Below are 24,253 nucleotides of genomic sequence, written 5' to 3' on the forward strand. Positions count from 1 at the left end.
AGGGTTCCTAACGCCGAAATTGAGTCAGCCCCAACCTGGCGGCGCGATGGTGGGAGAGCGCGAGTGCCGCCATACGGAATATCGGGAGCGAAAGAACGCCTAACACACGAGCTAATCGCCCTTCTTGTGCTTGTGAGGCTTGAGCGTTGGCGTATTATTTGGAGTTTCCTTGTTGTCATGCTGACGCTTGTCTGGCTTGCCTGTTGATTTGGCGATTCTTTTTGGACCTGGCTTGATTCCCATGGTTTTCTCCTATAGGTTCTGCCGATGAAAATTCTACTCGATGTAGATGGTGAGCGCCTAACGCAAACGTTTGGTGGCACCAACCTGGCGGCGTGAACGAGGGAGGATGGATAGGGTTTGACTTCAGCATGGGCAGGTTCGCTTGAGGTTGGGGTCCGGGGTCGAGCGCAAGGTTAGGCATCAAATGGCTTCTGGGTAAATTCTCCCTTAATCCGAGGTAGACTTAAAATCGTGAGAGAAGCGGCAAAAAAGACCCCCCAAATGCTTATTACTAGCCATGAAAAGAAAACGGAGATGTGAGCAATAAGAGGTGGCTCATTTGGGCTATGAAGAGATTGGTAGGTCGGAAATTGATGACCAAAGATCAACCCGTATAAGTTGTACAGAATAAATAGGGCAATAAATAATCTTAATGTGATCAATCCCCATACATTTCGTTTGATCATGAACTGTGAAGCAACGATTATTGGCGCACCAGTACAAAATAAAATCATGGACTCGAATAAGAGATGCTTGATGGAGGGAGGGTTCATGTTTGGCATATGAAATTGGCGCTGCAGGATCCCGATCAGACAGGAAAAAACGCTGATCAAAAGGATCAATCCCCCGAAACCAGTCCATGCCCAACCGATGATCGCTATCATTACGCCGAATTTGGTCTTAGTACCTTGCCTTTGAGGGCCCATTGCTTTTGCCTGATCTAGAATTGATGAGCTTTTGTGTCCAGCCTAACGCCGAAGTTGAGTCGGCCCCAACCTAGCGGCGGGAGCGGGGGAGATGGAAGATTGAAAAGACAATATCACCAAGGGATCTAGTGCAGGTTGCTGGAACGGAATTCCTCAGTGTGATTGGGGCACTAAGTGACGCTGTCACTCGGTCTTGGGAGTGGTTGGTTCGAAGAGTTCCTTTACGGATGGCCGGAGCAAGACAACGAAGGTGAAGACACCCAAGACTGTTCCAACGGGATTGCACATGGCGCACATCAATCCGGCCATGATCAGGATGAAGAGGTGGTGCTTTCGTTTTCCGATCGAATGGCCGGCATAGGCAATTGCAGCCCCGAACAGCCATCCGCATGCCACGGCAACGATGCCGGCGATGAAGAACATCCATCCGAATTCAGGTGGGGGCGGATTCTTCGCTGCCTCATGGAAGAGCCCACGCCCATGCAGTTGAGACCAGCCGATGTATGCATGTATTAAAAAGAACGATGAGAAGAAGCAGGAAAGGCCAGCCAAAACGTAATGGAAAATCTTCAAAAGCTTTAGGTGTTGTTCGTCGTTGTTCATGGTTCCCTCTGTCGAATGGCTAAAGACCAGCTCAGAAGATCTGACTCAACGCGCCGTGGTGGTCCGCGGAGAAGAGGAGGAGAGAGTTGATGGTGGAGTATCGCTATGAAGTTTACTCCTCCCAGATCCGCTTCGGAATCTCAAGAATCCCCATCAACCTTCAAGACCCCCAACGGCATCCCGATGGAGCTGGGGGAGGAAGTCCGCATCCCTCCCAAGGCGCACATGGAGGACCTAGCCCTCCACTAGCACGGGGATCCGGATCCTACACAGGGCCTCCAGGGTGCACTGCCCCCACCTGCCGACGGGGCCAGCCAGGCTATTCTTCGAATACCCGGTGAAGGTCCCAGTGTTCCAATCTACCGAGGCAGCCCAGAAGGAGTATCGTCCGGCGTGGGAGTCTACGTAGACGACCTGGTCCATGGCCTCCTCGGGGGCAGAGTCTCCCGTCCTACCGATGCCCTGAACGCCTTAATCAGTGCACCATCCTCCGCTGTCCTGGTTTCGTAGGGCTCGCCGAATTTCTTCCCAACAGCCTTCAAGTATTGGCCCAACTGGACCCCACCAAAGCTCAGCTGGCTTGGTAACCCCTGCCCTTTCCCCGGACAACAGAAAAATGCGCCCAGCAGGAACATCATCAATCCGCGCACATTCATGTTCTGGCAGCCTTTACCATCGCCTTCAGTGATTTGAATGCCGGTCCGTGGCCCCATGAGATAGCTCCGGACCGCATATGAAGGCGGATGGGGTCCTTGTCGGCCTGGCCGGCGTCACCAATCCGGGGGATTGAGGTCCAGTATTCTCCCTCCTCAACGGGCTCGCTCGGAAACCCGCAGCCACTGATGTTGTGAAGGAAATTGAACCACATGATCTTCTCGGCCATTTCCTTCGGTATTACCGGGGATGGGCTCATCGCCAGGATCTCCTTCGAATTCTTGACCGTTTCAAGCTTGGCAGTGTCCTCGTGGCAGTTCAGAAGCATCGGTAAGGATACCAATGCGGTGAAAAGCATGAGGGCGGGCTTGGGCTGGGTCATTGTGCAAGTATTTTCCGAAAGGGCGGTTTGATGCTTCACCATGATGGAATTCAGTATCGCTTGGGACCAAAATCAGACCCTGGCGCAGGTTTGTTGAAGGTCTCCTCGTGCAGGTAGGCGTAGCAAAATAGAAGCCCCAGCAGGATCATCAGAGAAGCAAACCCAATTACCAGTCGCCGAAGGATGCTTGGAGGCTTGGGAGGATCCAGGTTCATCATCCTCTCACTTCCAATCCGGAGTTCACTTCCAGACGGATTCGGCATGGGTACCCGCCAGGTAAATGAAGCTGTTCCATTCGTTCACGAATAGCCGATGCACGAAGGCTTCCTCTGGCAGGTTCCAGGGCAATCTGGCGCTGACCCCCGGAGTACGGGGAGTGATCTCATCTTCTGAGATCCAAAGTCCATCGTTGGCCTGGAAGGGATAGTTCTCGTCCGGCGGTTCCATCACAAAGTACAGAAGCCCCGAGACAGTCAGGGTGCCCGGGATCTTCCTCTCGCGATCCTCCAATGAGGATGCATCTGGATTCCACTCATCAATCTGGAGATGGATCACCGCCACCTTCCTCAGGTAATCCACCTCAATCCGTTCGATAACAGCATCATGGAAGGTGGCATGGGGTTGCCCCAGGAGGCTGTCTAGATTCATGACAAAAGCCCTTTGAAGCGGAGGGTGGTTGAGATTTGATGACGCCAGCTTATCGCCCCACGAACTCCCAGCCAATTATCTTCGACCCCGGGGTTACTAGGCAGGCCTGAACCCTCTGATTGTGACCATGGACAGCGCGCACTCCCTCGGCGGAATCCAGGCTCCCCTTCCCCTCTGTTCCCCCACCCCGTTCAATCCAACCAGGTTCCACCCAGCGTCAGTGAACCTCCCCCATCAACAGGCTCCTACTGTCACGGAGTTGGCGTCGAGGACAGGGAATACAAACGCTTTGGGTAGACCAGGTAATGGAAGTAGATGAGCACATAGGTAAGATCAGCCTTCCTCCGGGCCGTCATTTCCAAGATGGGATTCCCGCGGAAGCCGAGGATGACCAGCCGATCCAAGTCGTTTCCCGACATCTTCCTGATTTCAATGACCTCCACCTCGTCCCAGAGGTCCCTGGGAATGCCTTTGAGTAGCCGATAGAACCCGGAATCAAACAGGCCCCGGAGCAGAGGGCCCGAGGCAGCCAGGTAGTCCTCACGTTGGCCCGGATCCTTGTTCCCCGGAAGGTTGTCCAGCTTCGTAGGGTCGGGTCCTTTCAATTCCTCCGGAAACAGGAGAGGATCCCCCTTCAGCGCAGCATCCAGTCGCGCTTTGCTGACACCTGAGGCCAGATAGCCGCGACGCTCCACATCCTCAACGCCGAAGGCCTTGATCTCATCCTGCGTGAGCACCAGATCGATTTGACCTGCATGGTTGTGGAACCACCAGGCATTTCCGTAGAAGCCCGTGAGCTCCGCCGGCGTCACCGCCTGAATGTGGTCCAAGGACTTGCGAAGGGCGATGTATCGGAGGTGGGCAAGCAGTTCGGAAGGCTCCCTCGCCGGCGGGGGCATCAGGACAGGAATGGGTTGGAGCCGGTTCGTTCGAAAACCGTCTGGTCCCGATTGCCCACAAAGCACCGAAACAGCGGTGCCCAGCAGGATGGAACGAAAGGTGTTGCTCAAGGGCTCCATGCGTTTCCTGCAGAACAGAGGAGGGAATGATTTCGTACCGATACGCCTGGGATTGACCATGAGGATAACAAGGGGCATGGGATTCCAAGCACCTCATCCCCCCTTCCCCCACCCCTGCCCGCCCCTTCCAATCCAACAGGGTTCCTCCCCGCCCTCGTTTTTCGTCTCCCAAATTTCTCCCCGCCCACCACCCCGGTGCCAGTCACCGGATCCCGTGCCAGATTTGATGCCACCCCCTCCCTTGGCCAAACCCGAGCATTTCCCGCATTTCTCCACTTTCTCCCGAAATTCCGTTCTACTTTTTTGTTATTTTCGCTTTTACCCCTTGACGAAGTACGGACAAAAAGCGAAATTGGTCCTGTGGAAGGTTCAAGCACTCGACCATTTCGGGGGTTTCCAATGTCCAAGTCCTTCGGTTACAAGCTTCCTGGTTACTTCATGGAATACGGTCCCATCGCCGCGGCAAGCGAAGATGCGGCCCGGACGGAAATTCGGCGGCGCCTGGGCGTGCGCAGGCTGCCTTGGGGACTCCAGGTCTGGGACCTTAGCGATCGGCCCCTGGTTCGGTGGAAGGTGGACCAGGCTTCCTGAGGCTTCCAGCTTTCATCGTTGGCTAGGAATCCCGGCGTCCCATGGGCGTCGGCCGAAGGCGGTCCCTGGCCTCCGACAGGTGAAGGATGAGGACCTCGGCGAATTCCCGCAGGGCGCCCACCAGGTCGGGGTCCGCATGGCTGTGGATCAGGCGGGTCAGCGCTTCCTGGACGGACTGGGCGGTCCCGTGGGTTTCGGCCAAGTCGCGGAGGCAGGCTTGGATGCCTTCTGCGCACTGCATGGCCAGGGCCTGGGTTTCCGGGGCGAGGATCTGGATCCGGGTCTGGAAACCTGCCATGGCCGCATCGAGGGCCCTGTTGAGGCCCTGGCGGGCAAGCTGACGGGAGGTGGCGGCCATGGGGAGTCTGATGCGCGGAAGGGCGACAAAGGAATTATCCATTCCCGCATCGCTCGGACCAGGGAAAAACAGGCATTATTTGATACTACAAATTTTTCGGGAACCGGCCGGGGGGTCAGGACACTCTTCATGAGCGTGAATCCTGACAATCCGTCCGACCCGGAGGCGTGGATGATCCTGTCCTCACAGTCTTCCTGTGTGCTGTCCCCCCAGCTCGTGGTCTACTTCGATGAGGAAATCGTAAGCCCACGGCTCAAGCGTTTCAGTTTCCTGATCCCCTTCCGGCCTGGGGAGAAGCGCCCGCCAGGAGAAAAGGTTCCCAAGGGGATCCGCAGGACCGATCTGTTCCGTTGAATGGTGTAAGTTTTTCATTAAAAAGGCTGGACACGTCCTTTCCGGTGATCGAGCCTTGATGAAGGCAATCGCCCTGAGACGGTATTTTCATGGTCATGGATCGGCATCCAGCCAAGGGTTTGCCCCTCGAGGGGGAGCCGAAGGCCGACCCCGGGCCGGGGGATGTGCTCTCGGGAATGGATTTCGTCTGGCGGAGCACCTTCGATGCGGTGCCCGACCTGCTGGCCGTGCTTGACGAGAACCGGAACCTCCTCCAGGTGAACAAGGCCCTCCTGAGCCGGCTGGGTCCCGCCGGGAAGGAGGTCCTGGGCAGGCCCTGCTACGAGGTCTTCCACCAGGCTGGCCAACCGCCGGAAAACTGTCCGCTCCATGAGACCCAGAGGGACGGCCTTGCCCACGATGCCGAGGTTCGGGTGGAGGGCCTGGGCGGGGACTACCAGGTGCGCACGTCGCCCATCTTCGATGGCCAGGGGCGGCTGCGGGGCACGGTCCACCTGGCCCGGGACGTCTCGGACCGCAGGATCCGGGAGCGGGGCCTCCAGCAGTTGAACCGCGTGGTCCAGGCCCTGAGCCGGAGCAGCCAGGCCATGGCCCGGGCCCAGGACGAGGCGGGCTACCTGGACGAGGTCTGCCGCATCGTGGTGGAGGACTGCGGCTGCTTCCTGGCGTGGATCGGCTACAAGATCCACGATTCGGAGCTGTCCATCCGCCCCATGGCCTGGGCCGGGTTCGAGGACGGCTACCTGTCGACCCTCGGGCTCACCTGGGCGGACAAGGAAAGGGGCCGGGGGCCCACCGGGACGGCCATCCGCTCAGGCCAGCCCAGCCTCTGCCGGAACATGGACACCGATCCGAACTTCGCGCCCTGGCGGCAGGAGGCCCGCGCCCGCGGCTATGCGTCGTCCCTGGGCCTGCCCCTGATGAACGGCCAGGAGGTCTTCGGCGCGCTCACGGTCTATTCCGCGGAGGCGGAGGCGTTCACCGAGGCCCAGGTGCGGGTCCTGGGCGAACTGGCGGATGACCTCGCCCACGGAATCCTCACCCTGCGCCTGCGGGAATCCGAGCGCAGGGCCCAGGAGGCCCTGCGGGAAAGCACCGAGGACCTCAAGCGCCTCAACGATGAGCTCGAACAGCGGGTGCAGGAGCGCACCGCGGATCTCGTGCGGGCCAACGAGGCGCTCACCGCGCGGATCCTGGACCGCGACCGGGCCCTTGAGGCCCTGCGGGAGAGCGAGGAGAAGCTGCGCCACGCCCAGAAGATGGAAGCCATCGGCACCCTGGCCGGGGGCGTCGCCCACGACTTCAACAACCTGCTCCAGGTCATCAACGGTTATTCGGAAATGTCCCTGGAGCGCCTGAACGCGGACCATCCCCTGCGGGGGCACCTGGAGACGATCCAGAGGGCCGGCCAGAAGGGAGCGGCCCTCACCCGGCAGTTGCTGGCCTTCAGCCGCAAGCAGGTGCTCGCCCCGGAGATCCTCGACCTCAACGCCCTCTTCCGCGAAATGGAGAAGTTCTTCCAGCGGGTAGTGAAGGAGGACATCCGGCTGGCGTTCGACCTGGAGCCTGGCCTGGGTCCGGTGGAGGCGGACCATGGCCAGTTGGAGCAGGTGATCATGAACCTGGTGGTCAACGCCCGGGACGCGATGCCCAGGGGCGGCACCCTGACCCTGGAGACCCGCCGGAAGGACGGCTTCGCCACGTTCTCGGTGACCGACACCGGCGAAGGCATGCCCCCCGAGGTGGTGGGCCGGATCTTCGAGCCGTTCTTCACCACCAAGGGCGTCGGCAAGGGCACGGGCCTGGGCCTCAGCACCGCCCTGGGCATCGTCGAGCAGAGCGGCGGGACCCTGGAGGTGCACTCCACCCCGGGCCTGGGCACCACCTTCACGGTCAGCCTGCCCTTCGCCACGGACCTGGAGGCCAAGGCCGGCATCATTCCGGAACCGGAGCCCGGGACGGGCACCGAGACGGTCCTCCTGGTGGAGGACGACGAAGGGGTCCGCCAGCTCACCGCGCACCATCTGCGGGCCGCGGGCTACCGGGTGCTGGAGGCTCCGGACGCCGCCCTGGCCCTGGAGGTCCTCCATTCCTTCCGGGAACCCGTCCACCTCCTCCTGACCGACGTGGTGATGCCCGGCATGGGCGGCCGGGAGCTGGCCCACGCCGTGCGGAGCCTGCGTCCGGGGACGAAGGTGGTCTTCATGTCGGGCTACCCCGACGCCCTGGCCGCGCCCGACGAGGTGTGGACGGAGAGCATCCTGATCTCCAAGCCCTTCGACCGCGCCAAGCTGCTCTGCATGGTCCGCAACGCGCTTGACAGCTAGTCCAGATCGATGCTGATCGGGCAGTGGTCCGATCCCATCACGTCCGCGTGGATCTTCGCGTCCTTCACGCGGGGAGCGAGGTCCCTGCTCACCAGGAAGTTGTCGATGCGCCACCCGACGTTCTTCTCCCTCGCGCCGCCCCTCGCGGTCCACCAGGTGTAGAGGCCGGGGACGCCGGGATTGCGCTCCCGCAGGATGTCCACCATGCCCTCCTTCAGGTAGAGCCGGAAGTCCTCCCGCTCCTCGTCCGTGAAGCCGGGGTTCATGCGGTTGTCCTTGGGGCGGGCCAGGTCGATGTCCTCGGGGGCGACGTTCATGTCGCCGGTGAGGACGATCTTCTCGCCACGGGCGTGGCGGGCCCTGATGTCGGCGGCCAGGTCGCGCGCGAACTGGCGCTTGAAGGGCAGGCGCACCAGCCCCGCGGAGGCGTTGGGAAAGTAGCCCGCCATGAAGGTCAGGTCGCCGCGGGTGCTGATGACCATCCGGCCTTCCTGGTCGAAGAGCTCGAGCCCCATGCCGTGGGTGTGCTTGAAGCCGAGTTCCTTCTTCGTGAGGGTGGCGCTGCCGGCGTAGCCCTTCTTGCTGGTGGAGGGGAACCAGGCCACGTCGAAGGCGCATTCCAGGTCCCGGCGCACGCCCAGGTCCACCTGGTCCCAGTCGGCGCGGATCTCCTGGAGGGAGAGCACGTCGGGATCGGCCTTCTCCAGCCAGTCCATGAAGCCGCTCTTGAGCACGGCGCGGAAGCCGTTGACGTTCCAGCTGAAGAATTTCAAGTCAACTCCTTCACGATGCGGTCCAGGAGACGGTCCGTGCGCCAGCGCATCCAGCCCAGGAGAAGGAAGGCTCCCCAGCCCCGGAGCCTCCCGTCCAGGCTCAGATGCGCGCCCTGCTCATGGGGTTCGGCGCGCAGGGTTCCTTCCTCCACGGTGCCGAGGGCGTGGTGCTGCCAGCGGAGGACGACGCCTTCGCCGGCGAGTTCGGGAGGGTGGAGCCCGGGACAGGCCCGCAGGCAGGGAAGACCCGCCTGGAGCCGTTCGCGCACAAGGTCGAGGGGAGCGTCCGTCAGGACCTCCTCCTGGAATCGGAAAACGGGTGTCTTCATTGCTATCGGACGACGAAACCCGGGCGGGCGTCGTCGGGGGGCGCGACGAGGTAGGGCTTGGAGTTGTTGTCGCTGGCGGCCAGGAGCATGCCGTGGCTCTCGATGCCCATGAGGGCCCGGGGCGCCAGGTTGGCCACCACCACGACCTTGCGGCCCACCAGTTCCTCGGGGGTGTAGGCGGCGGCGATGCCGCCCAGGATGGTGCGCTTCTCGAAACCCAGGTCGACGGTCATCTTGATGAGCTTCTTGCTCTTGGGGACGGCTTCGGCGGTGAGCACCAGGCCCACCCGCAGGTCGGTCAGGGCGAAGGTGTCGTACTCCACCACGTCCTTCAGGGGGGGCACCTCCAGGGGCGCCTCCACCACGGGGGCGGCGGGAGCGGGGTCGGACCCCGCGAGCTCGTTCATCACTGTCTCCTTGTCGATGCGTTGGAAAAGGGGCTCGGGGGCGAGGACGGGACCGGGGGCCGGCGCGTCGTACGCGAAGTCCGCGAACCGCTGGGAGGCCACCGGGCCGGACTGGCCCAGGCAGGCCCAGAGCGTCTGGGCCAGGCCGGGCATGACGGGGGCCACCAGGATCGCGGTGGCCCGCAGGGCCCGGTACAGCGTGCAGAGCACGGTGTCCAGCTTGTCCTTGTTGGCGTCGTCCTTGGCCAGCTTCCAGGGCTCGGCCTTGACGATGTAGCCGTCCAGCTGGCGCAGGTAGGTCCAGAGGCCTTCCAGGGCGCCGTGGAAGTCGTTGGCCTCGGCCCGCTCCAGGTAGGCGGCGGCGGCCAGGCGCCCGGCTTCCAGGGCCTCCCGGTCCTGGGCGTCCAGCACGGAGGGGGTGGGCACGACGCCGGCGCGGTACCGCTGGAGCATGCTCAGGGTGCGCGAGGCCAGGTTGCCCAGGCCGTTGGCGAGGTCGGCGTTGAGACGGTCCATGAAGCCCTCGAAGGAGAAGCTGCGGTCGAGGCCCACGGTCATCTCGCGCATGAAGAAGAAGCGCACCGCGTCCACGCCGAAGGTGAGGAGCTCGTCGGGGCGGACGACGTTGCCCTTGGACTTGGACATCTTGTCCTCGCCCATGAGCCACCACCCGTGGGCCAGGATGGTGCGGGGGAGCAGCTCGCGGATGCGCGCGGGCAGTTCCCCCTGGAGGTCGTCGCCCTCCTCGCGGAACATCGCCATGAGGAAGGCGGGCCAGTAGATGGCGTGGAAGCGCAGGATGTCCTTGCCCACCAGCTGGAAGGTGGGGGGCCAGAAGCCCTCCCGGCACGCGGAGAGGTAGTTGAGCAGCGCGTCGAACCACACGTAGACGACGTGCTTCTCGTCCCCGGGCACCGGGATGCCCCAGGTGATGCTGGTGCGGCTGATGCTCAGGTCCTCCAGGTGGCCCCTGGCGCCGCCCGGGGCCACGAACTGCTTGACCTCGTTCAGGCGGAACTCGGGCCGCACGAACTCGGGGTGCTTCTCGTACAGCTGGATGAGCCAGTTCTCGTAGGCGGAGAGGCGGAAGAAGTAGCTCTCCTCCTTGAGCTCCACCAGCTGGTGGGCGAGGCCCTGGGCCTGCAGCTCCTTGGCCTGGGTCTCGGTGACGTAGGCCTCGTCGCTGACCGAATAGAGGCCGACGTAGGTGTCCTTGAAGATGTCGCCCGAGGCCAGGAGCTGCTGGAACTTGGCCTGCACGGTGGCCTTGTGCTGCGCGTGGGTGGTGCGCACGAAGTGGTCGTGCGTGAGGCCCATGCGGGTCCACAGGTTCTCGAAGTTGGGCACGACCTCGTCGGCCAGGGCCTTGGGGGTGATGCCCCGGGCGGCCGCGGCCTTCTCGATCTTCTGGCCGTGCTCGTCGGTGCCGGTGAGGAAGTACACCTCCTCCCCCATCATCCGCCGGTGCCGGGCCATCACATCCGCCAGGACGGTGGTGTACGTGTGGCCGATGTGGGGCCGGTCGTTCACGTAGTAGATGGGGGTGGTGATGTAGCAGCGTTCCGACACGATTCCTACTCCTCGGTGACTTCGGCCTTGATGATGCGGTCATTGGCCCTGATGGCCTGGACGACCGCGATGTCCTCGGCGCTCACGCACTTGCCGAAGACGGTGTGGACCCCGTCCAGGTGGCGGACGTTGGAGGCGTCGCCGTTGACGATGAAGAACTGGCTGCCGCCGGTGTCCTTGCCGGCGTGGGCCATGGACAGGGCGCCCAGCTCGTGCTTGTGGGGGTTGCCGGCGGTCTCGCACTTGATCCTCCAGCCCGGGCCGCCGGTGCCCGGGGCGCCGCCGGCGCCTTCGCGGGTGTTGGGGCAGCCCCCCTGGATGACGAAGGAGGGGATCACGCGGTGGAAGGCCAGGCCGTCGTAGAAGCCGTCCTTGGAGAGCTTCACGAAGTTGGCCACGGTGCCCGGCGCTTCCTTCGGAAACAGTTCCACATTGATGTCGCCCTTGCTGGTTGTCAGTTTCACGCGGGTCATGGTCGCTCCTCGGGTCAAACAACCAGCATAGCTTGTGGCGGCGAGGGTTCAAAATAGGTAGTCTCAAGGCTGGAGGTTTCCATGATGGGATCCCTGAGTAGAGCCGCCTTCGCAGGCTGCATGATCCTCGCGGCCAGCCTGGCTTGCGGCAAGCCCAAGGCCATCAAGCCGAGCAAGCCCGTTCCCGCGGGGACGGTCATGCTCCAGTTCACCAAGAAGGTCGACGGCCCCGTGGACCTGACCATCGACGGCATACGCATCCCCGTCCAGCAGTCCGGCAAGAAGTGCAAGCGCCTGACCCTCACCGGGCTTCCCGCCGGCAAGCACCACGTGGTGCTCCTCAGCGCCCTGGACGCCTTCGGGCCCGACCAGCTCGACATCGAGATCACGCCCGGCCAGGGCGTCTTCCATGTGCTTTACTCCCAGCAGTTCAAGGCGGTCCTCTACGGGAAGCCCGAACCCACCCCCACGGCCGAAGGCATTCCCGGAGTGGTGGCGCGGCTCGAACCTTGATGGCGCCGAAGTACCGGCTCGTCCTGGGGCCGGCTCTCCTGGCCCTGGCGGTCCTGGGCGTGTTCGTGGTCTCCAGGGCCCGGTCCGTGGCCCGGGAGCTCACGGACCCGCCCTTCTACCATGTCCAGCCCCTGGAGCGGGTGGAGGCCACCTACCGCGACCTGGCCAAGGGCGGCTTCGGCGACCCGGGCGGCGCGTGGGAGACCTTCGACGCGGGGCCCCGCAGGGTCTGGTTCCTGCGCCGCGCCGAACCCGCGCCCGGCGTGGTGCTCATGCTCCACGGCTTCGGCGACGACCGCTGGGGCACCAGCCCCGCCCTGCGGCAGTTCCCGCACCTGGACGCGGCGATCTTCACGTACCTGGGCCGCGACGACGCCATGCGCGAAGGCCGCCCCGCGCCGCCCGTGACCTTCGGCGCCAAGGAGTCCCGCGAGGTGGCCGGCGTAGTGCACGCCCTGGAGGCGAAGGGCTACCCCCGCAGGCACATCCTTCTGCTGGGCCGCAGCCTGGGCGCCAGCGTGGCCCTGCTGGCCCTGGCCCAGCTGGAGAGGGAGGACCGGGGCCCCCTGGGCGGGATCATCTGGGAAGGCGCCCCCGCCAGCAGCAGGGACTTCGCCGAACGCCTCGTGCGCGGCCCCGAGGACCGCTTCTGGCATCCGTTCCTGGCCCCGGCCATCGGGAGCCTGGGCAGCGCCTGGGCGGCGGCGAAGGGCGGCTACGACCGCGACGCGACCGACCTGAAGCTGCAGGTCGACGACATGCGCCTGCGGACTCCCAGCCTCTGCTTCATCGCCTCCCAGGACCGCCTGGCCCCGCCCCCGGTGCAGCGCTGGGTGGCCTCGCGCTTCAAGGTGAACCGGTCCGTGGAGGTGCCGACCTGGCACCTCCACTGTTCCGAGATCCTGGGCAGCCGCTACGGGGACGAAGTGCGGGCGGCCACCGAATCGTGGATACCTAGTCGTCGATGAGCCGGCTGCGCAGCTCCTTGCCGAGCTTGAAGTAGACCACCCGCTTGGGGGGAACGTGGATGGACTGGCCGCTGCGGGGATTCCGGCCCTGGCGCGCCTTGCGGTCGCGCAGGCGGAAGGAGCCGAAGCCGCGCAGTTCAACGCCTTCGCCGCGGTGGAGGGATTCCACGATGCTGTCGAGGAAGGAATTGACCATGAGGTCGGCGTCCTTCTTGGCCATCTCGAGATTCTCGATGAGATGCTTGGAGAGGTCCGCTTTGGTGAGGGTTTCCATCGTTTCCATGAATGTCTCCGGGCACGCGGATGGGGGTACGTGTCACCAATAAGATCCTCTGATCCCGGAATACGTCAATAGCACAAATGCCGAGGCATAAAAAAACCGGGAGGGCCAAGCCTTCCCGGTTTTTTTATATGAGTGATAAATCGCTGATTAGCCGAGGATCCAGTCTAGCAGCCAGCGCGGGCCTTCCCCGGTGGCGCCGTGGGGACGGAAATCGCGCTCGGACGTGGACCAGTTGCCCGAGAGGTCCACGTGGGCCCAGGATCCCGCGGAGACGAACTCGGAGAGGAAGAGGCCGGCGGTGATGGACCCGCCCCACTTGGTGCCGGTGATGTTCTTCACGTCGGCGACCTTGCTGCGCAGGGCCTCCTTGTACTCCTCCACCAGGGGCAGCTGCCAGAGGTATTCGCCCGAGCGCGAGCCCGCGTCCAGGAGGCGTTCCACCAGCTTCTGGTCCGTGCCCATGACCCCCGAGACGCCGTCGCCCAGGGCCACGACGCAGGCGCCGGTGAGGGTCGCCAGGTCCACGATGTGGTCGGCGCCCATGCCGGACGCCCAGTCCAGGAGGTCGGCCAGCACCAGGCGGCCCTCGGCGTCCGTGTTCAGGACCTCGATGGTCTTGCCGCTGCGGGCGCGGATGACGTCGCCGGGCTTGTAGCTGGTGCCCGAGGGCATGTTCTCCACCAGGCCCATGAGCCCGGTGACCTGGATGGGGGCCTCCAGCTGCGCGCAGGCCACGAGGGTGGCCAGCACGATGGCCGCGCCGGTCATATCGTCCTTCATGGTCTCCATGCCGCCGGCGTCCTTGAGGGAGAGGCCGCCGGAATCGAAGGTGACGCCCTTGCCCACCAGGATGATGTGGCGCTTGGCCTTCTCCTTGGGCTTGTACTCGAGCTTGACGACGCGCGCGGGGCGGGCGGAGCCCTTGGCCACCGCCAGCACGGCGTTGAAGTTGCCCTTGGCCAGCTCGTCGGGGCCCAGGACCTCGATGCCCAGCTTGTGGGCCTTGGCCAGCTTCTGGGCCTCGGCGGCGAAGGACTCGGGGTGCAGGTCGGAGGCGGGGGTGTTGGCCAGGTCCCGCACGCGGTGGCAGGCGCCCACGCCGGCCTCGATCTGGGGGAGGCGGCGCCGGGCCTTGCGGGTGTCGTCGCCGTTGGTGAAGACGTCCAGGCTCTCGAACCGCTTGGGCTCGGGCTTGCCCTTGAAGGCCGCGAAGTCGTAGTCGGCCAGGAGGGCGCCTTCCAGCACGGCCACCTGGACCTCGTCGTGGTCCAGGGAGGAGGTGGACGGGCTCACGATGCCCACCCGCTTCCAGCCCTTCTTGAGGGCGTTGCGGGCGGCAGTTCCCACCGCCTTGCGGATTTTGTTGTGGGTAACGGCCTCTTCTTCGCCCAGGCCGACGAGAAGCATCCAGCGGCAATCTTTCACTCCATTGGGGTGGTGGAGCGGCACAACTTCAAGATAGTCCGCCTTGAAATCGCTTTCGTCCATGACCTGTCTTGCGACCTTGCTGATGGCGAGAGGCAGCCTGTGACGTTCGCGGCCTGAGAACACCGGAACGATCAGCACGTCGCCCGAGAAGTCCTTGCCGGTCTGGGAACTGATTTCGATGGTAGGCATAGCGCTCCTTGAAGATTACGGAACCCATGGTAATACGGATCGTTTCCCGGGAATTTCTTTTTTTGACCCTTTATTGGAGTTTGATCCATGAATCTCTAGCGTGCCTTTTTTGAATTCGACATCACCGCCCTTGCCTCCGGCGGGCTTCTCAAGCAGTCTGGAGGAAGGGGACTCGGGGAATGCGGGACAGGGAACTTGTGCAACGCATCAAGGACGCGACGGACTTGGTGGCGCTGGTGGGACAGGCCGTCAAATTGAGGCGCCAGGGTTCCGCCTGGGTGGGCCTCTGCCCCTTCCACAGCGAGCGCAGCCCCAGCTTCCAGGTGGTGGCCGACCGGGGGTTCTACCACTGCTTCGGATGCGGTAAGCACGGTGATGCCTTCACTTGGCTAATGGAGCGGGAGGGCCTCCCCTTCCCGGAGGCCATGGAGCAGCTGGCCCGGTCGGCGGGCATCGACCTGCCCCGGCAGCGGGAGCGGCCGGCCGCCGAGCTGGATCTGGAGGCCCGCCTGCGCCTGGCCCTGGAGACCGCCCAGGCCTTCTACGAGCGCAAGCTGGCCGAGTCCCCCAAGGCCATGGACTACCTCAAGGGCCGGGGCATGACCCCCGCCTTCATGCAGGAGGCGGGCCTGGGCTACGCCCCGGACGCCTGGGAGGCCCTGGTCACCCACCTGAAGGCCCAGGGCTTCTCCCTGGAGCTCCTGGAGCAGACCGGGCTGGTGTCCCGCAGCGAGCGGGGCAGCTTCCTGGACTTCCTGCGGGACCGGCTGGTGATTCCCATCTTCGACGCCCGGGGCAAGGTCATCGCCTTCGGGGGCCGGGCCTTCGGCGATTCCAAGCCCAAGTATCTCAATACCCGTGAGACCTCCCTCTTCCAGAAGGGCTCGGTCCTCTACGGGTTCCACCGGGCCAAGGGGCAGCTGCGGGACGGCGCCCTGGTGGTGGAGGGCTACTTCGACGTGCTCCAGCTCCACCAGCAGGGCATCCACCAGGCCGTGGCCCCCCTGGGCACCGCGCTCACGGAGGGTCACCTGCAGCTGGTGGGGCGGTTCACCAGGCGCCTCATCCTCTGCTTCGACGGGGACGCCGCGGGCCTGCGGGCCATGGAGAAGAGCCTCAAGCTGGCCCTGCCCATGGGCTTCGACGTGCGGCTCCTGCTCCTGCCCCAGGGGGAGGACCCCGACACCTGGTGCATGACCCTGGGGGCCGAAGCCTTCCGCGAGCTCATGGGCAAGGCCCCGGACTGGACGAACTTCATCATCAACCGGGCCCTGGAGGGCAAGGACCTGCGCCGGACCGCGGAGCGCATGGAGGCCCTGCGGGAGCTGGCGGGCTTCCTGGCCTACCTGCCCCACACCCCCGAGCAGCGGGAGCTTTTCGCCAGCCTGGCCCACGAGCTGAAGATCCCCCTCGAGGAGCTGGACAAGGCCATCAAGGCCCGGGCCCAGGCCCCCCATGCCGAGGAGGTGGTGGCCGCCCCCCCGGTGGCGGAGGTGGACGACCTGCTGAGGCCGCTGCTCCTGCTGGCCAAGGACCCCGCGTTCCTGGCCCGCCTCGCCTCGACCCCCCCGGCCTGGTGGGAGTCCCTCACCGGGGCCCCCCTCCTCCAGTGCCTGCTGGACGCCTCCGGGGACGAGTCCCACATCCCCCCCGAGGCCCTGGCCCAGCTCAGGCACCTCGAGGCGCGGTGGAGCGTGAAGGACGACGCCGAGCTGATGCCGGACCAGGTGTTCCTGAAGCTGGAGATGGCCTTCGTGGAACGGGAGAAGCAGGCCCTGAGCCGCCAGCTCCTGGATCCCGCGGTGATGGTGGACGCCGAGCTTTCCCGGCGGCTGACCCTCACGGTGAACGACCTGCTCCAGCGCGGGGCGAGGCTGGGCAAGGAACTGACCGGGCTGAGAAGGAAATCCTTCTCGAGGTAAACATTTCCGGTGATTCCCGCATCTAATTTGTAATTCCCCCTTGCCTGGGGGGATTGATTTCCTATACTGAGTAATTCTAGGTGCCTTGTCACGATGGGTTAACTCTGCCCTCGACTCGGTCCCGAGGAATCAATACGCGACAGACACCTTGGATCCTGTGATCCCGTGGTTCTTTGAGGTATTAATGGTCCCAAACCCGGCCCGTGAAAGCTACTACCAGCTCACGAAAGCACTGATCTCCCTGGGTAGGACCCGCGGATACGTCCTGGTGGACGAGCTCAACTCGTTCCTCCCGGGCTCCGCATCCTCCCCCGTGGACCTCGAAAACCTGATGGGTATGTTCGCCAAGCTGGCCATCGGCGTCGGCGCGACCGAGGCCGAGGCGCTCATGGCCCGGGAGCAGTCCGAGGCGGAGAACGTCTTCGTGGACGCCCCGCCCAAGCTGGACAAGGACCTGGAGATCGACATCGACGGGCCCGACGGGGACAAGTTCAACGACCCGGTTCGCATGTACCTCAAGGAAATGGGCACGGTCCCCCTCCTCAAGCGCGAGGACGAGGTGGAGATCGCCAAGCGCATCGAAGTGGGCGTGCGCAGCGTCATGAGGGCCCTGTCCCGGTCCCGCCTGGCCTCCAGCCTCCTCATCGACATCGGCCGGATGCTCAAGGAGAATCCCGGCAAGATCCGCGAAGTGGTCGGCCTCTCCGACGAGGTGGACGAGGACGAGGACGCCGAGAACACCTCGGCCACCCAGCACGTGCACCACCAGTTCGAGAAGCTCCTGGTCTACGAGCAGGCCCTGCAGGAGCTCCTGGAGCTCAAGGCCAGCGGCAAGGTCCTGCCCAAGAAGCGCCACCTGGACCGCGAGATCCTCATGGCCCGGGGCCGCGTGAGCCGGCAGATCCGCCGCCTGGGCCTCAACAGCCTGGCCGTCACCCGCCTCATCGACAAGATCACCCACCACCACATCCAGGTGATGAACGGGGAGCGCAAGCTCCGGGAGCTGAAGGACCGGCTCAGGAACCCCGCCTTCGCCAAGATGAAGGAGCGCTACACCAACGACATCGCCCACATCGAGGCGGAGATGGCGCGGTTTTTCGCCAAGTTCGAGACGATCAGCGAGCAGTTCCACGCGGACTACAACACCCTCAAGCAGGCCGAGAGCATCAGCAGGGCCGCCAAGGCCGAGCTGATCGAGGCCAACCTGCGGCTCGTGGTGTCCATCGCCAAGCGGTACACCAACCGCGGGCTGCAGTTCCTGGACCTCATCCAGGAGGGCAACATCGGCCTCATGAAGGCCGTGGACAAGTTCGAGTACAGCCGCGGCTTCAAGTTCTCCACCTACGCCACCTGGTGGATCCGGCAGGCCATCACCCGCGCCATCGCGGACCAGGCCCGCACCATCCGCATCCCGGTGCACATGATCGAGACCATCAACAAGCTGATCCGCACCCAGCGCGAGCTGGTGCAGAAGCTGGGCCGGGAGCCCTCCAGCGAGGAGATCGCCCACGCCATGGACATGCCCGTGGGCAAGGTCCGCAAGGTGATGAAGATCGCCCAGGAGCCCATCAGCCTGGAGACCCCCATCGGCGAGGAGGAGGATTCCCACCTCGGGGACTTCATCGAGGACAAGGGCGTCGTCTCCCCCGTGGAGCAGGTCGTCAGCCAGCGCCTGAAGGAGACCGTCAACCAGGTGCTCCAGACCCTCACCGAACGGGAGGAGAAGGTTCTCCGCATGCGGTTCGGGGTGGGGGACGAGGCTTCGGAGCACACGCTGGAGGAGGTCGGCAGCGAATTCGCCGTCACCCGCGAGCGCATCCGGCAGATCGAGTCCAAGGCCCTGAGAAAGATCAGGCATCCCCGGTATTCCAAGACCCTGAAGGCATTCCTGGGTTAGGGGCCGGAGTTCGGATAAACGCGGGGAATGCATGCGCAGGCATGTGTTCCCCGCTTCCGTTTTCAGGGGCGCCGCGGCTCGAATGGTCTTGGCTGCCGGGGATGGACAGGGATGGGATCGCCGGAGGAGCGGGCTCCGACCCGGTTCCGCCAGGGCGCCCAAGCCCCGGTGGAATCATCCCCGTCCAGCCCCTTCATCCCCGGCGAAACAAGCGCTTGAGGAACCGGCGCCTTCGTCGGGACGACGTTCCCGTGAAGGAGGGCCAGCGGCCCGGCGGACCCTCCGGCCCCGTCCTCCGGTCCCGGCCAAAGTGACCAGTTGACTTCCCGGTCGACCTACATGACGCTCATTCCAGAGGCAAAAACGTGCTGTCCAAAGACCAGATGCTGGGGAAATACCAGATTCTCGACCGCCTGGGCGCAGGCGGATTTGGAACTGTTTACCTTGCTCAGGATAGGCTCCTGAATCGCAAGGTCGCCCTGAAGGTGCCCCATCACCAGACCGACGACCAGAACATGCTTCTGGAATCGCAGATCATGGTGCAGCTCAAGCATCCCAACATCGTCGACCTGATCACGGCGGAGAAGAAGGACGGGCTGTTCTTCATGGTCATGGAGTACATCGACGGCGAAAGCCTGGACAAGGTCATCCGCCGGGAACGAACCATCCTGCCCTCCCGGGCCCTGGAGATCGCCACCGACGTCTGCTCGGCCATCGGCTTTGCCCACGCGCACCAGGTGATCCACCGGGACCTTCGGCCGGCCAATATCCTGATCACCCGGGACGGGGTCGCCAAGGTCACGGACTTCGGCACCAGCCGGATCCTGGAGCTGCAGAAGGAGGAGTTCGCCCGCACCCGCATCGGGTCGCCGCCCTACATGTCTCCGGAGCACTTCCGGGGGCGCGCGGTGTTCCAGAGCGACCTCTGGAGCCTGGGCATCACCATCTACGAGATGCTCACGGGCACGGTGCCCTTCTATGACGCGGACCCGGTGAAGATCGCGCAGGCCTTCCAGAGCACGCCCATCGTCCCGCCCCACCTGCGCAACCCGGCGGTGCCCAAGGCCCTCAGCGAGGCCGTGATGAAGGCCCTGGCCATCAACCTGGGCGAGCGCTACCTGTCGGCCCAGAAATTCCTCGAGGCCCTCCGGCCGCTGCGCGAGGGGGTGGCCCGGGAGACCCGTCCGCTGGGCACCGCGGTGCTGGCCGCGCACCTCAACACGCCCGGCCATGCCCCGCGCAGCCCGGTGGTGACCCATGCGCGGCTCTGCAGGTTCTGCTATAAACCCCTGTCAAGGACTGCAGTGACCTGCCCTGCCTGCGGCGAGAAGAATTGACCAACGAGGAAGCCCCCCCATCCCTGCTGAAACGGACCTGGTCCCGCAGGTGGGTGCGCCGGCTGACCTACGTGCTGGCCTCGGGCGCGGCCCTGGCGGGGCTCATGGGCTGGGCCGTGCAGCAGGCCTACGTGGACGCCTGGATCGTGGGAAAGGCCGACGCCTACCTGCGCAAGGAGACCGGGCTGGGGTTCGCCGCGGAGCGGCTGGAGATCCACCCCTTCCAGGGCCGGATCGTGCTCCACAACTTCTCCTTCGGGGGCGACCTGTTCCAGGCCCCGCTCCTGGAGGTGGAGATCGACCTCTACACGTTCCTGCGCACCCACCACTTCAAGCGGATCCTCCTCCAGAGCCCGAGGCTCGTGGTGGATGCCGCGCGCCTTTCGGCCATCCGCCTGCGCGAAACCGACCCCAAGGCCGAAAGCCCCACGTGGCGCATCGACCGCGTGGAGATCCTGGACGGCCTGGCCCAGGTGGACGAGCCCGCCTGGGGCATCCGCGGCGGCGTCTTCACCTTCAAGGTGGACGGGCGGGGCCGCCTGCCCCGGCAGGAGTGGCTCGACGTGCGCATCCCGCGGGCCGAGTTCGGGGAGGACCCGGACCGCGCCCTGGGCGACGCCTCCCTCAAGTTCCGGCTCACCGACAAGGGGATCGACACCGTCAACGTGCGCGCGCACCTGGGGGACAGCTCCCTGGCGGTGCTGGGCTCGTACGAGTTCAAGACCCAGGCCGTGAAGGCCGAGGCCTCGGGCGGGCTCAACCTGGGCGAGGCCCTGCGCTTCCTGCCCGGAAAACCCGCCCACGCCGCCGGTTTCCTGGACTTCAAGGCCAAGGTCCAGGGTCCGGCCACCACCCCCGTCTGGACCCTGTCGGTGGAAGGGCGCCAGCTCCAGGCCAGGAGCACGCCCCTCCACCCCGGCACGCTCCACGTCAACGCCTCCGGCAATCCGGGGCGCATCCGCGTGGAGCGCATCGCCTGGGACTCGGCCGACGGGAAGCTCTCGGGCGAGGGCTCCTGGACCCGCCAGGGCGGCACCACCCTGGAACTGGCCGCCGAAGGCGTCTCCCTGGCTCCCGCGGCCGCCTATGCCCGGTCCGATCTCCTCAAAGGCCTTTCCGCGCGCTTCCGGGGCACGGCCTCCATGGCCACGCCGCCCTGGGTGGCGCCCGACCTGGAGAAGCTGGCCTTCACGGGCAGCGGGCAGTTCACCAAGGACGGCCAGCAGGTGGGGACGATGGAGCTCGCCCTCGCCCACGGCGCGTTCCGGGCCACCTCGCTGGACCTCCAGCTGCCCGGGGCCGGGTTCCGGGGCAGTGCCACGGCCGTCCTCCACCGCCGGGGCCTGGCGCGGATCGAGGCCGAAGGCGAGGTGCGCACCGACGCCGCCGACGTTGCCCAGGCCCTCACCGCCTGGAAGGTCACCGAGCTCGACATGTCCGGCCCCGCCAACGCCCGCGCCACCTTCCAGTGGGACCCCCGCGGCGGGATCCACCTCGACGGCCGGGTGGAGGTGGACGCCCCCCGCTGGCACGGCGCCCACGCCGACCGCATCGCCGCCGACGTGACGCTGTCGGATACCGAGATCCGCATCACCGGCATCGAGCTGGAGAAGGGCGAGGGCCACGGCTACGGCGACATCTGGATCAGCTGGGCCAAGGGCGCCCCCGACGCCGAGGGCATCGACATGTGCTTCCGCGCCTTCCGGCTCCCGGTGGAGGAGGGCCTGCGCGCAGGGGACCAGGGCGACCTGCCCATCACCGGCATCGGCAGCGGCTGGGCTCGCCTTCACGGGCCGCTGAACCGCATCGTCATGGAAGGCCAGGCCGTCGCAGAACAGGGCGTGGTCTACGGGATGAAGGTGCCCGCGGCCTCCGCCTCCTTCGACATGGACATCAACGCCCTCCGCCTGCGCACCACCGACGTGCGGGTCGCCGACAGCCTCGACCACCTCGAAGGCGCCCCGGGCCCCCTGAACCTGAGGGGCTCCATGGACATGGACGCCCACCGGGAGCGCTGGACCGTGGACGTGAAGGGCGACGTGGACACCGGCGTCCTGGGCCTGAAGGGTCCCCTGGTCCAGGGCCGGATCGAAGGCGGCCTCTCCGGCCCCCTCACGGCGCCCCTGGGGCCCTCCCAGGCGCCCGAAGGATCCTTCACCCTCAGCCAGGGCCGGCTGTCCATGGAGGGACGTTCCCTGGAGGGCTTCCAGGCGGGGCTGGCCTTCCGGGACGGGCACCTGGGCGCCCATCTCCTCATGGCGGGCAGGACCGTTCCCCTGGTGACCTTCGAAGGGGAGCAGGTGGGAAAGGGAACGTTGTCGGGGGACCTCCGCGTGCACCTGGGGCCCGATTCCGCCGAGACGGGCCCGGTCGCTTCCCGGCTTACGGAGGGCTTCCTCAGGGACGTCAGCCTCGACTACCACGGCCGCGGCGACTGGACCGCCTCGGGGATCCGGTGGCAGGGCGAGCTCCGGAACTTCCTGGGCAGCTTCCAGGGCTTCGAACTGGTCCAGAGCCGCCCGGGCACCTTCAAGGGCGACCTCACCGGCATGGACATGTCGTTGCAGGTCCAGGGCCGCACCGCCGCCGTCCAAGGCAAGCCCCAGCTGGCCACCACCACCATGAGCCTCGGGGGCTGGCTTCCCTTCAGCCCCGAAGGCAAGCTGGACCTCCGGCTGGAGGGGGCCGCGGAGCTCTCCAACCTGAAGGCGATCCTCGACCACACCCTGAACCCCGGCCCGTACAGCCTCATGGCCGACCTGAAGCCCGAGGGCAGCGCCACGTTCAAGCTCGACCTGCTGGGCAAGCCCGCGGAACCGGCCCTGGAGGGCCGCCTCGACCTGCACGGCGGCAGGCTCTCCGCGCGCTCCTACCCCCAGAGCATCGAGAACGTGGACTTCGCGGCCTTCTTCCACGGCCGGGACATCACCATTCCCCAGGACGCGCCCCTGAAGGGGATCATGGCCCAGGGCGCCCTGACCGCCTGGGGCCGGCTCACCTGGGGCTTCCGGGGCCTCACCGACTACGACTTCGGAGCGACCCTGGACAACTTCCAGCTCCGGGACATGCCGGAGGGCTTCGAGATCCAGGGCGGCTTCAACGGAACCCTCCGGGGCAACGACAGGGACGGCGGCCTCCTGAAGGGCACCATCCGCGCCAAGAACATGCTCTACCAGACCGACTTCAACATCACGGACATCCTGCTGGCCACCACCACGGGCGGCTCAGGCCTCCTCACCTCCCTGGACCCCTCCGACCCCCTGGCCCGCATCGACCTGGACCTGGACCTGTTCATGGCGCGCCCCTGGGAATTCGACACCAACTACCTCAAGCTCCAGGGCCGCCCCGCGGGGAGCTTCAAGATCATGGGCACCCTGGCCCACCCCGGCCTCAAGGGCCGCATGGACCTCCTGCCCGGGGGCCGCCTCACCAACCTCGTGGCCGCCGGCGACCTGGTCCTGGAGCGGGGCTCGGTGGAGTTCACCGATCCCGCGGTGATCAATCCCGTGGTGGACCTCCACGGCCGCATCGAGGTGGACCCCTACCTGGTGACCCTCGACATCAACGGCACGCTGGACGCCATCAGCGTGCACCCCAGTTCCACCCCCGCCCTGCGGCCCGACGAGATCCTGACCATCCTGGTGGACCCGGCCGCCGTGAGCAAGGTGGGGGGATCGCTGGGGGCCTCCTCCACCCAGTCCTCCATGAACACCGGCATCCTGAGCCAGGGCGCGGGCCTGCTCTCCTCCCTCATGCTGGCCAACACCCTCGAGCGCCTGCGCAAGACCCTCACCCTGGACCGGGTGAACTTCTCCCTCCTGGGCGGTCCCAACCTGAGCCTGACCCTGGAGAAGAGCTTCGACATCTTCGGCCACCGCACGCCCCTGATCTACAGCTACAAGCAGGAAGGCACCCAGAGCACCGTCAGCGGCAACGTGGAGTGGCGCTTCGGGAACCTGGTCCTCACCCTGGGCGCGCGCCAGATCACCGGTTCCTCCCAGACCCCCGGGGACACCACCGTCCAGGGCGTGCAGCCCTCGGGGGAAATCCGCTACACATGGACACCCAAATGATCCACGTACAAGCATTCGCACGGTACCGTGAGCGCCTCGGATTCCAGTCCAGGGACTTTCCCCTGCCCTCCCCCCCCACGCTGGAGGCCCTCCTGGCCGATCCGGCCCTGGCGGACCTGCCCGCGGACGGACTCTTCGCGGTGAACCGGACCTTCGCGGAACGATCCGCGGTCCTGGCGGACGGCGACGAGGTGGCGCTCTTCCCGCCGGTGAGCGGAGGCTGAAGG

Annotated in this window: 21 protein-coding genes; 9 read left to right on the plus strand and 12 right to left on the minus strand. The window is 65.3% G+C overall.

The features are described 5' to 3' along the window. Positions 1 to 111: 111 nt before the first annotated feature. From ACZ5MC_RS13755 to ACZ5MC_RS13780, 6 genes are all read right to left on the minus strand, one after another. On the minus strand, positions 112 to 243 hold the full coding sequence (locus tag ACZ5MC_RS13755; protein WP_464516058.1) for a hypothetical protein: 132 nt from the start codon (positions 241 to 243) through the stop codon (positions 112 to 114). A gap of 869 nt (positions 244 to 1,112) precedes the next feature. Further along, positions 1,113 to 1,532: a hypothetical protein gene (locus ACZ5MC_RS13760; protein WP_464516059.1), complete on the minus strand. Its 420-nt coding sequence runs from the start codon at positions 1,530 to 1,532 to the stop codon at positions 1,113 to 1,115. A 652-nt stretch (positions 1,533 to 2,184) separates the two neighbouring features. Further along, positions 2,185 to 2,568 (minus strand): hypothetical protein, encoded by a 384-nt coding sequence (locus ACZ5MC_RS13765; protein WP_464516060.1) that lies wholly within the window; start codon positions 2,566 to 2,568, stop codon positions 2,185 to 2,187. Between the two features lie 240 nt (positions 2,569 to 2,808). Then, positions 2,809 to 3,216 (minus strand): hypothetical protein, encoded by a 408-nt coding sequence (locus ACZ5MC_RS13770; protein ID WP_464516061.1) that lies wholly within the window; start codon positions 3,214 to 3,216, stop codon positions 2,809 to 2,811. A 251-nt stretch (positions 3,217 to 3,467) separates the two neighbouring features. Further along, positions 3,468 to 4,226, minus strand: a complete 759-nt coding sequence (locus ACZ5MC_RS13775) for a hypothetical protein (protein ID WP_464516062.1) — start codon at positions 4,224 to 4,226, stop codon at positions 3,468 to 3,470. A gap of 622 nt (positions 4,227 to 4,848) precedes the next feature. After that, entirely contained in the window at positions 4,849 to 5,028 is a 180-nt protein-coding gene (locus ACZ5MC_RS13780) for a hypothetical protein (RefSeq protein ID WP_464516063.1), read from the minus strand. Between the two features lie 15 nt (positions 5,029 to 5,043). On the opposite strand from ACZ5MC_RS13780, the gene ACZ5MC_RS13785 reads away from it, so the two are divergent. Together ACZ5MC_RS13785 and ACZ5MC_RS13790 are read left to right on the plus strand one after the other, a co-directional pair. Further along, on the plus strand, positions 5,044 to 5,538 hold the full coding sequence (locus ACZ5MC_RS13785; RefSeq protein ID WP_464516064.1) for a hypothetical protein: 495 nt from the start codon (positions 5,044 to 5,046) through the stop codon (positions 5,536 to 5,538). Positions 5,539 to 5,714: 176 nt separating this feature from the next. Next, positions 5,715 to 7,865: an ATP-binding protein gene (locus tag ACZ5MC_RS13790; RefSeq protein WP_306601071.1), complete on the plus strand. Its 2,151-nt coding sequence runs from the start codon at positions 5,715 to 5,717 to the stop codon at positions 7,863 to 7,865. On the opposite strand, the gene ACZ5MC_RS13795 is transcribed toward ACZ5MC_RS13790, so the two are convergent. From ACZ5MC_RS13795 to ACZ5MC_RS13810, 4 genes are read right to left on the minus strand one after another with little or no spacing between them, the layout of a single operon-like run. Then, positions 7,862 to 8,638, minus strand: coding sequence for an exodeoxyribonuclease III (locus ACZ5MC_RS13795; protein ID WP_464516065.1), 777 nt, complete (start codon positions 8,636 to 8,638; stop codon positions 7,862 to 7,864). The two genes, ACZ5MC_RS13790 and ACZ5MC_RS13795, sit on opposite strands and share 4 nt — an antisense overlap. Continuing rightward, the gene (locus ACZ5MC_RS13800) at positions 8,635 to 8,967 is read right to left on the minus strand and encodes a hypothetical protein (protein ID WP_306601073.1); all 333 of its coding nucleotides are present in this window, start codon (positions 8,965 to 8,967) and stop codon (positions 8,635 to 8,637) included. Before ACZ5MC_RS13800 ends, ACZ5MC_RS13795 begins: the two co-directional genes overlap by 4 nt. Positions 8,968 to 8,969: 2 nt before the next feature. After that, complete coding sequence (gene metG, locus ACZ5MC_RS13805) at positions 8,970 to 10,943, minus strand: methionine--tRNA ligase (protein WP_464516066.1); 1,974 nt, start codon at positions 10,941 to 10,943, stop codon at positions 8,970 to 8,972. A 5-nt stretch (positions 10,944 to 10,948) separates the two neighbouring features. Continuing rightward, positions 10,949 to 11,416, minus strand: a complete 468-nt coding sequence (locus ACZ5MC_RS13810) for a peptidylprolyl isomerase (RefSeq protein WP_306601075.1) — start codon at positions 11,414 to 11,416, stop codon at positions 10,949 to 10,951. A gap of 120 nt (positions 11,417 to 11,536) precedes the next feature. On the opposite strand from ACZ5MC_RS13810, the gene ACZ5MC_RS13815 reads away from it, so the two are divergent. Both ACZ5MC_RS13815 and ACZ5MC_RS13820 read left to right on the plus strand, forming a co-directional pair. Continuing rightward, on the plus strand, positions 11,537 to 11,929 hold the full coding sequence (locus tag ACZ5MC_RS13815; RefSeq protein WP_464516067.1) for a hypothetical protein: 393 nt from the start codon (positions 11,537 to 11,539) through the stop codon (positions 11,927 to 11,929). Continuing rightward, positions 11,929 to 12,897 (plus strand): alpha/beta fold hydrolase, encoded by a 969-nt coding sequence (locus ACZ5MC_RS13820; RefSeq protein ID WP_464516068.1) that lies wholly within the window; start codon positions 11,929 to 11,931, stop codon positions 12,895 to 12,897. The genes ACZ5MC_RS13815 and ACZ5MC_RS13820 overlap by 1 nt, the downstream gene beginning before the upstream one ends. Here ACZ5MC_RS13820 and ACZ5MC_RS13825 read toward each other — a convergent pair. Together ACZ5MC_RS13825 and ACZ5MC_RS13830 are read right to left on the minus strand one after the other, a co-directional pair. Beyond that, positions 12,884 to 13,180, minus strand: coding sequence for an HU family DNA-binding protein (locus ACZ5MC_RS13825; RefSeq protein ID WP_306601078.1), 297 nt, complete (start codon positions 13,178 to 13,180; stop codon positions 12,884 to 12,886). The two genes, ACZ5MC_RS13820 and ACZ5MC_RS13825, sit on opposite strands and share 14 nt — an antisense overlap. 147 nt (positions 13,181 to 13,327) lie before the next feature. Beyond that, the gene (locus ACZ5MC_RS13830) at positions 13,328 to 14,797 is read right to left on the minus strand and encodes a leucyl aminopeptidase (protein WP_306601079.1); all 1,470 of its coding nucleotides are present in this window, start codon (positions 14,795 to 14,797) and stop codon (positions 13,328 to 13,330) included. 197 nt (positions 14,798 to 14,994) lie between these two features. On the opposite strand from ACZ5MC_RS13830, the gene dnaG reads away from it, so the two are divergent. The 5 genes from dnaG (at position 14,995) to ACZ5MC_RS13855 (ending at position 24,250) form a co-directional block, all read left to right on the plus strand. Next, the gene (gene dnaG / locus ACZ5MC_RS13835) at positions 14,995 to 16,719 is read left to right on the plus strand and encodes a DNA primase (protein ID WP_464516069.1); all 1,725 of its coding nucleotides are present in this window, start codon (positions 14,995 to 14,997) and stop codon (positions 16,717 to 16,719) included. Positions 16,720 to 16,903: 184 nt separating this feature from the next. Next, on the plus strand, positions 16,904 to 18,616 hold the full coding sequence (gene rpoD, locus ACZ5MC_RS13840) for an RNA polymerase sigma factor RpoD (protein WP_306601081.1): 1,713 nt from the start codon (positions 16,904 to 16,906) through the stop codon (positions 18,614 to 18,616). Positions 18,617 to 18,999: 383 nt separating this feature from the next. After that, positions 19,000 to 19,953, plus strand: a complete 954-nt coding sequence (locus tag ACZ5MC_RS13845) for a serine/threonine protein kinase (RefSeq protein ID WP_306602282.1) — start codon at positions 19,000 to 19,002, stop codon at positions 19,951 to 19,953. Further along, positions 19,950 to 24,026 carry a translocation/assembly module TamB domain-containing protein gene (locus ACZ5MC_RS13850; RefSeq protein ID WP_464516070.1) on the plus strand — a complete coding sequence of 1,359 codons (4,077 nt, stop codon included), beginning with the start codon at positions 19,950 to 19,952 and terminating at the stop codon, positions 24,024 to 24,026. Before ACZ5MC_RS13845 ends, ACZ5MC_RS13850 begins: the two co-directional genes overlap by 4 nt. Further along, positions 24,023 to 24,250 carry a MoaD/ThiS family protein gene (locus tag ACZ5MC_RS13855; RefSeq protein ID WP_306601083.1) on the plus strand — a complete coding sequence of 76 codons (228 nt, stop codon included), beginning with the start codon at positions 24,023 to 24,025 and terminating at the stop codon, positions 24,248 to 24,250. The genes ACZ5MC_RS13850 and ACZ5MC_RS13855 overlap by 4 nt, the downstream gene beginning before the upstream one ends. The last annotated feature ends 3 nt before the right edge of the window (positions 24,251 to 24,253 follow it).

This window comes from Mesoterricola sp. JemC181, assembly GCF_055384585.1.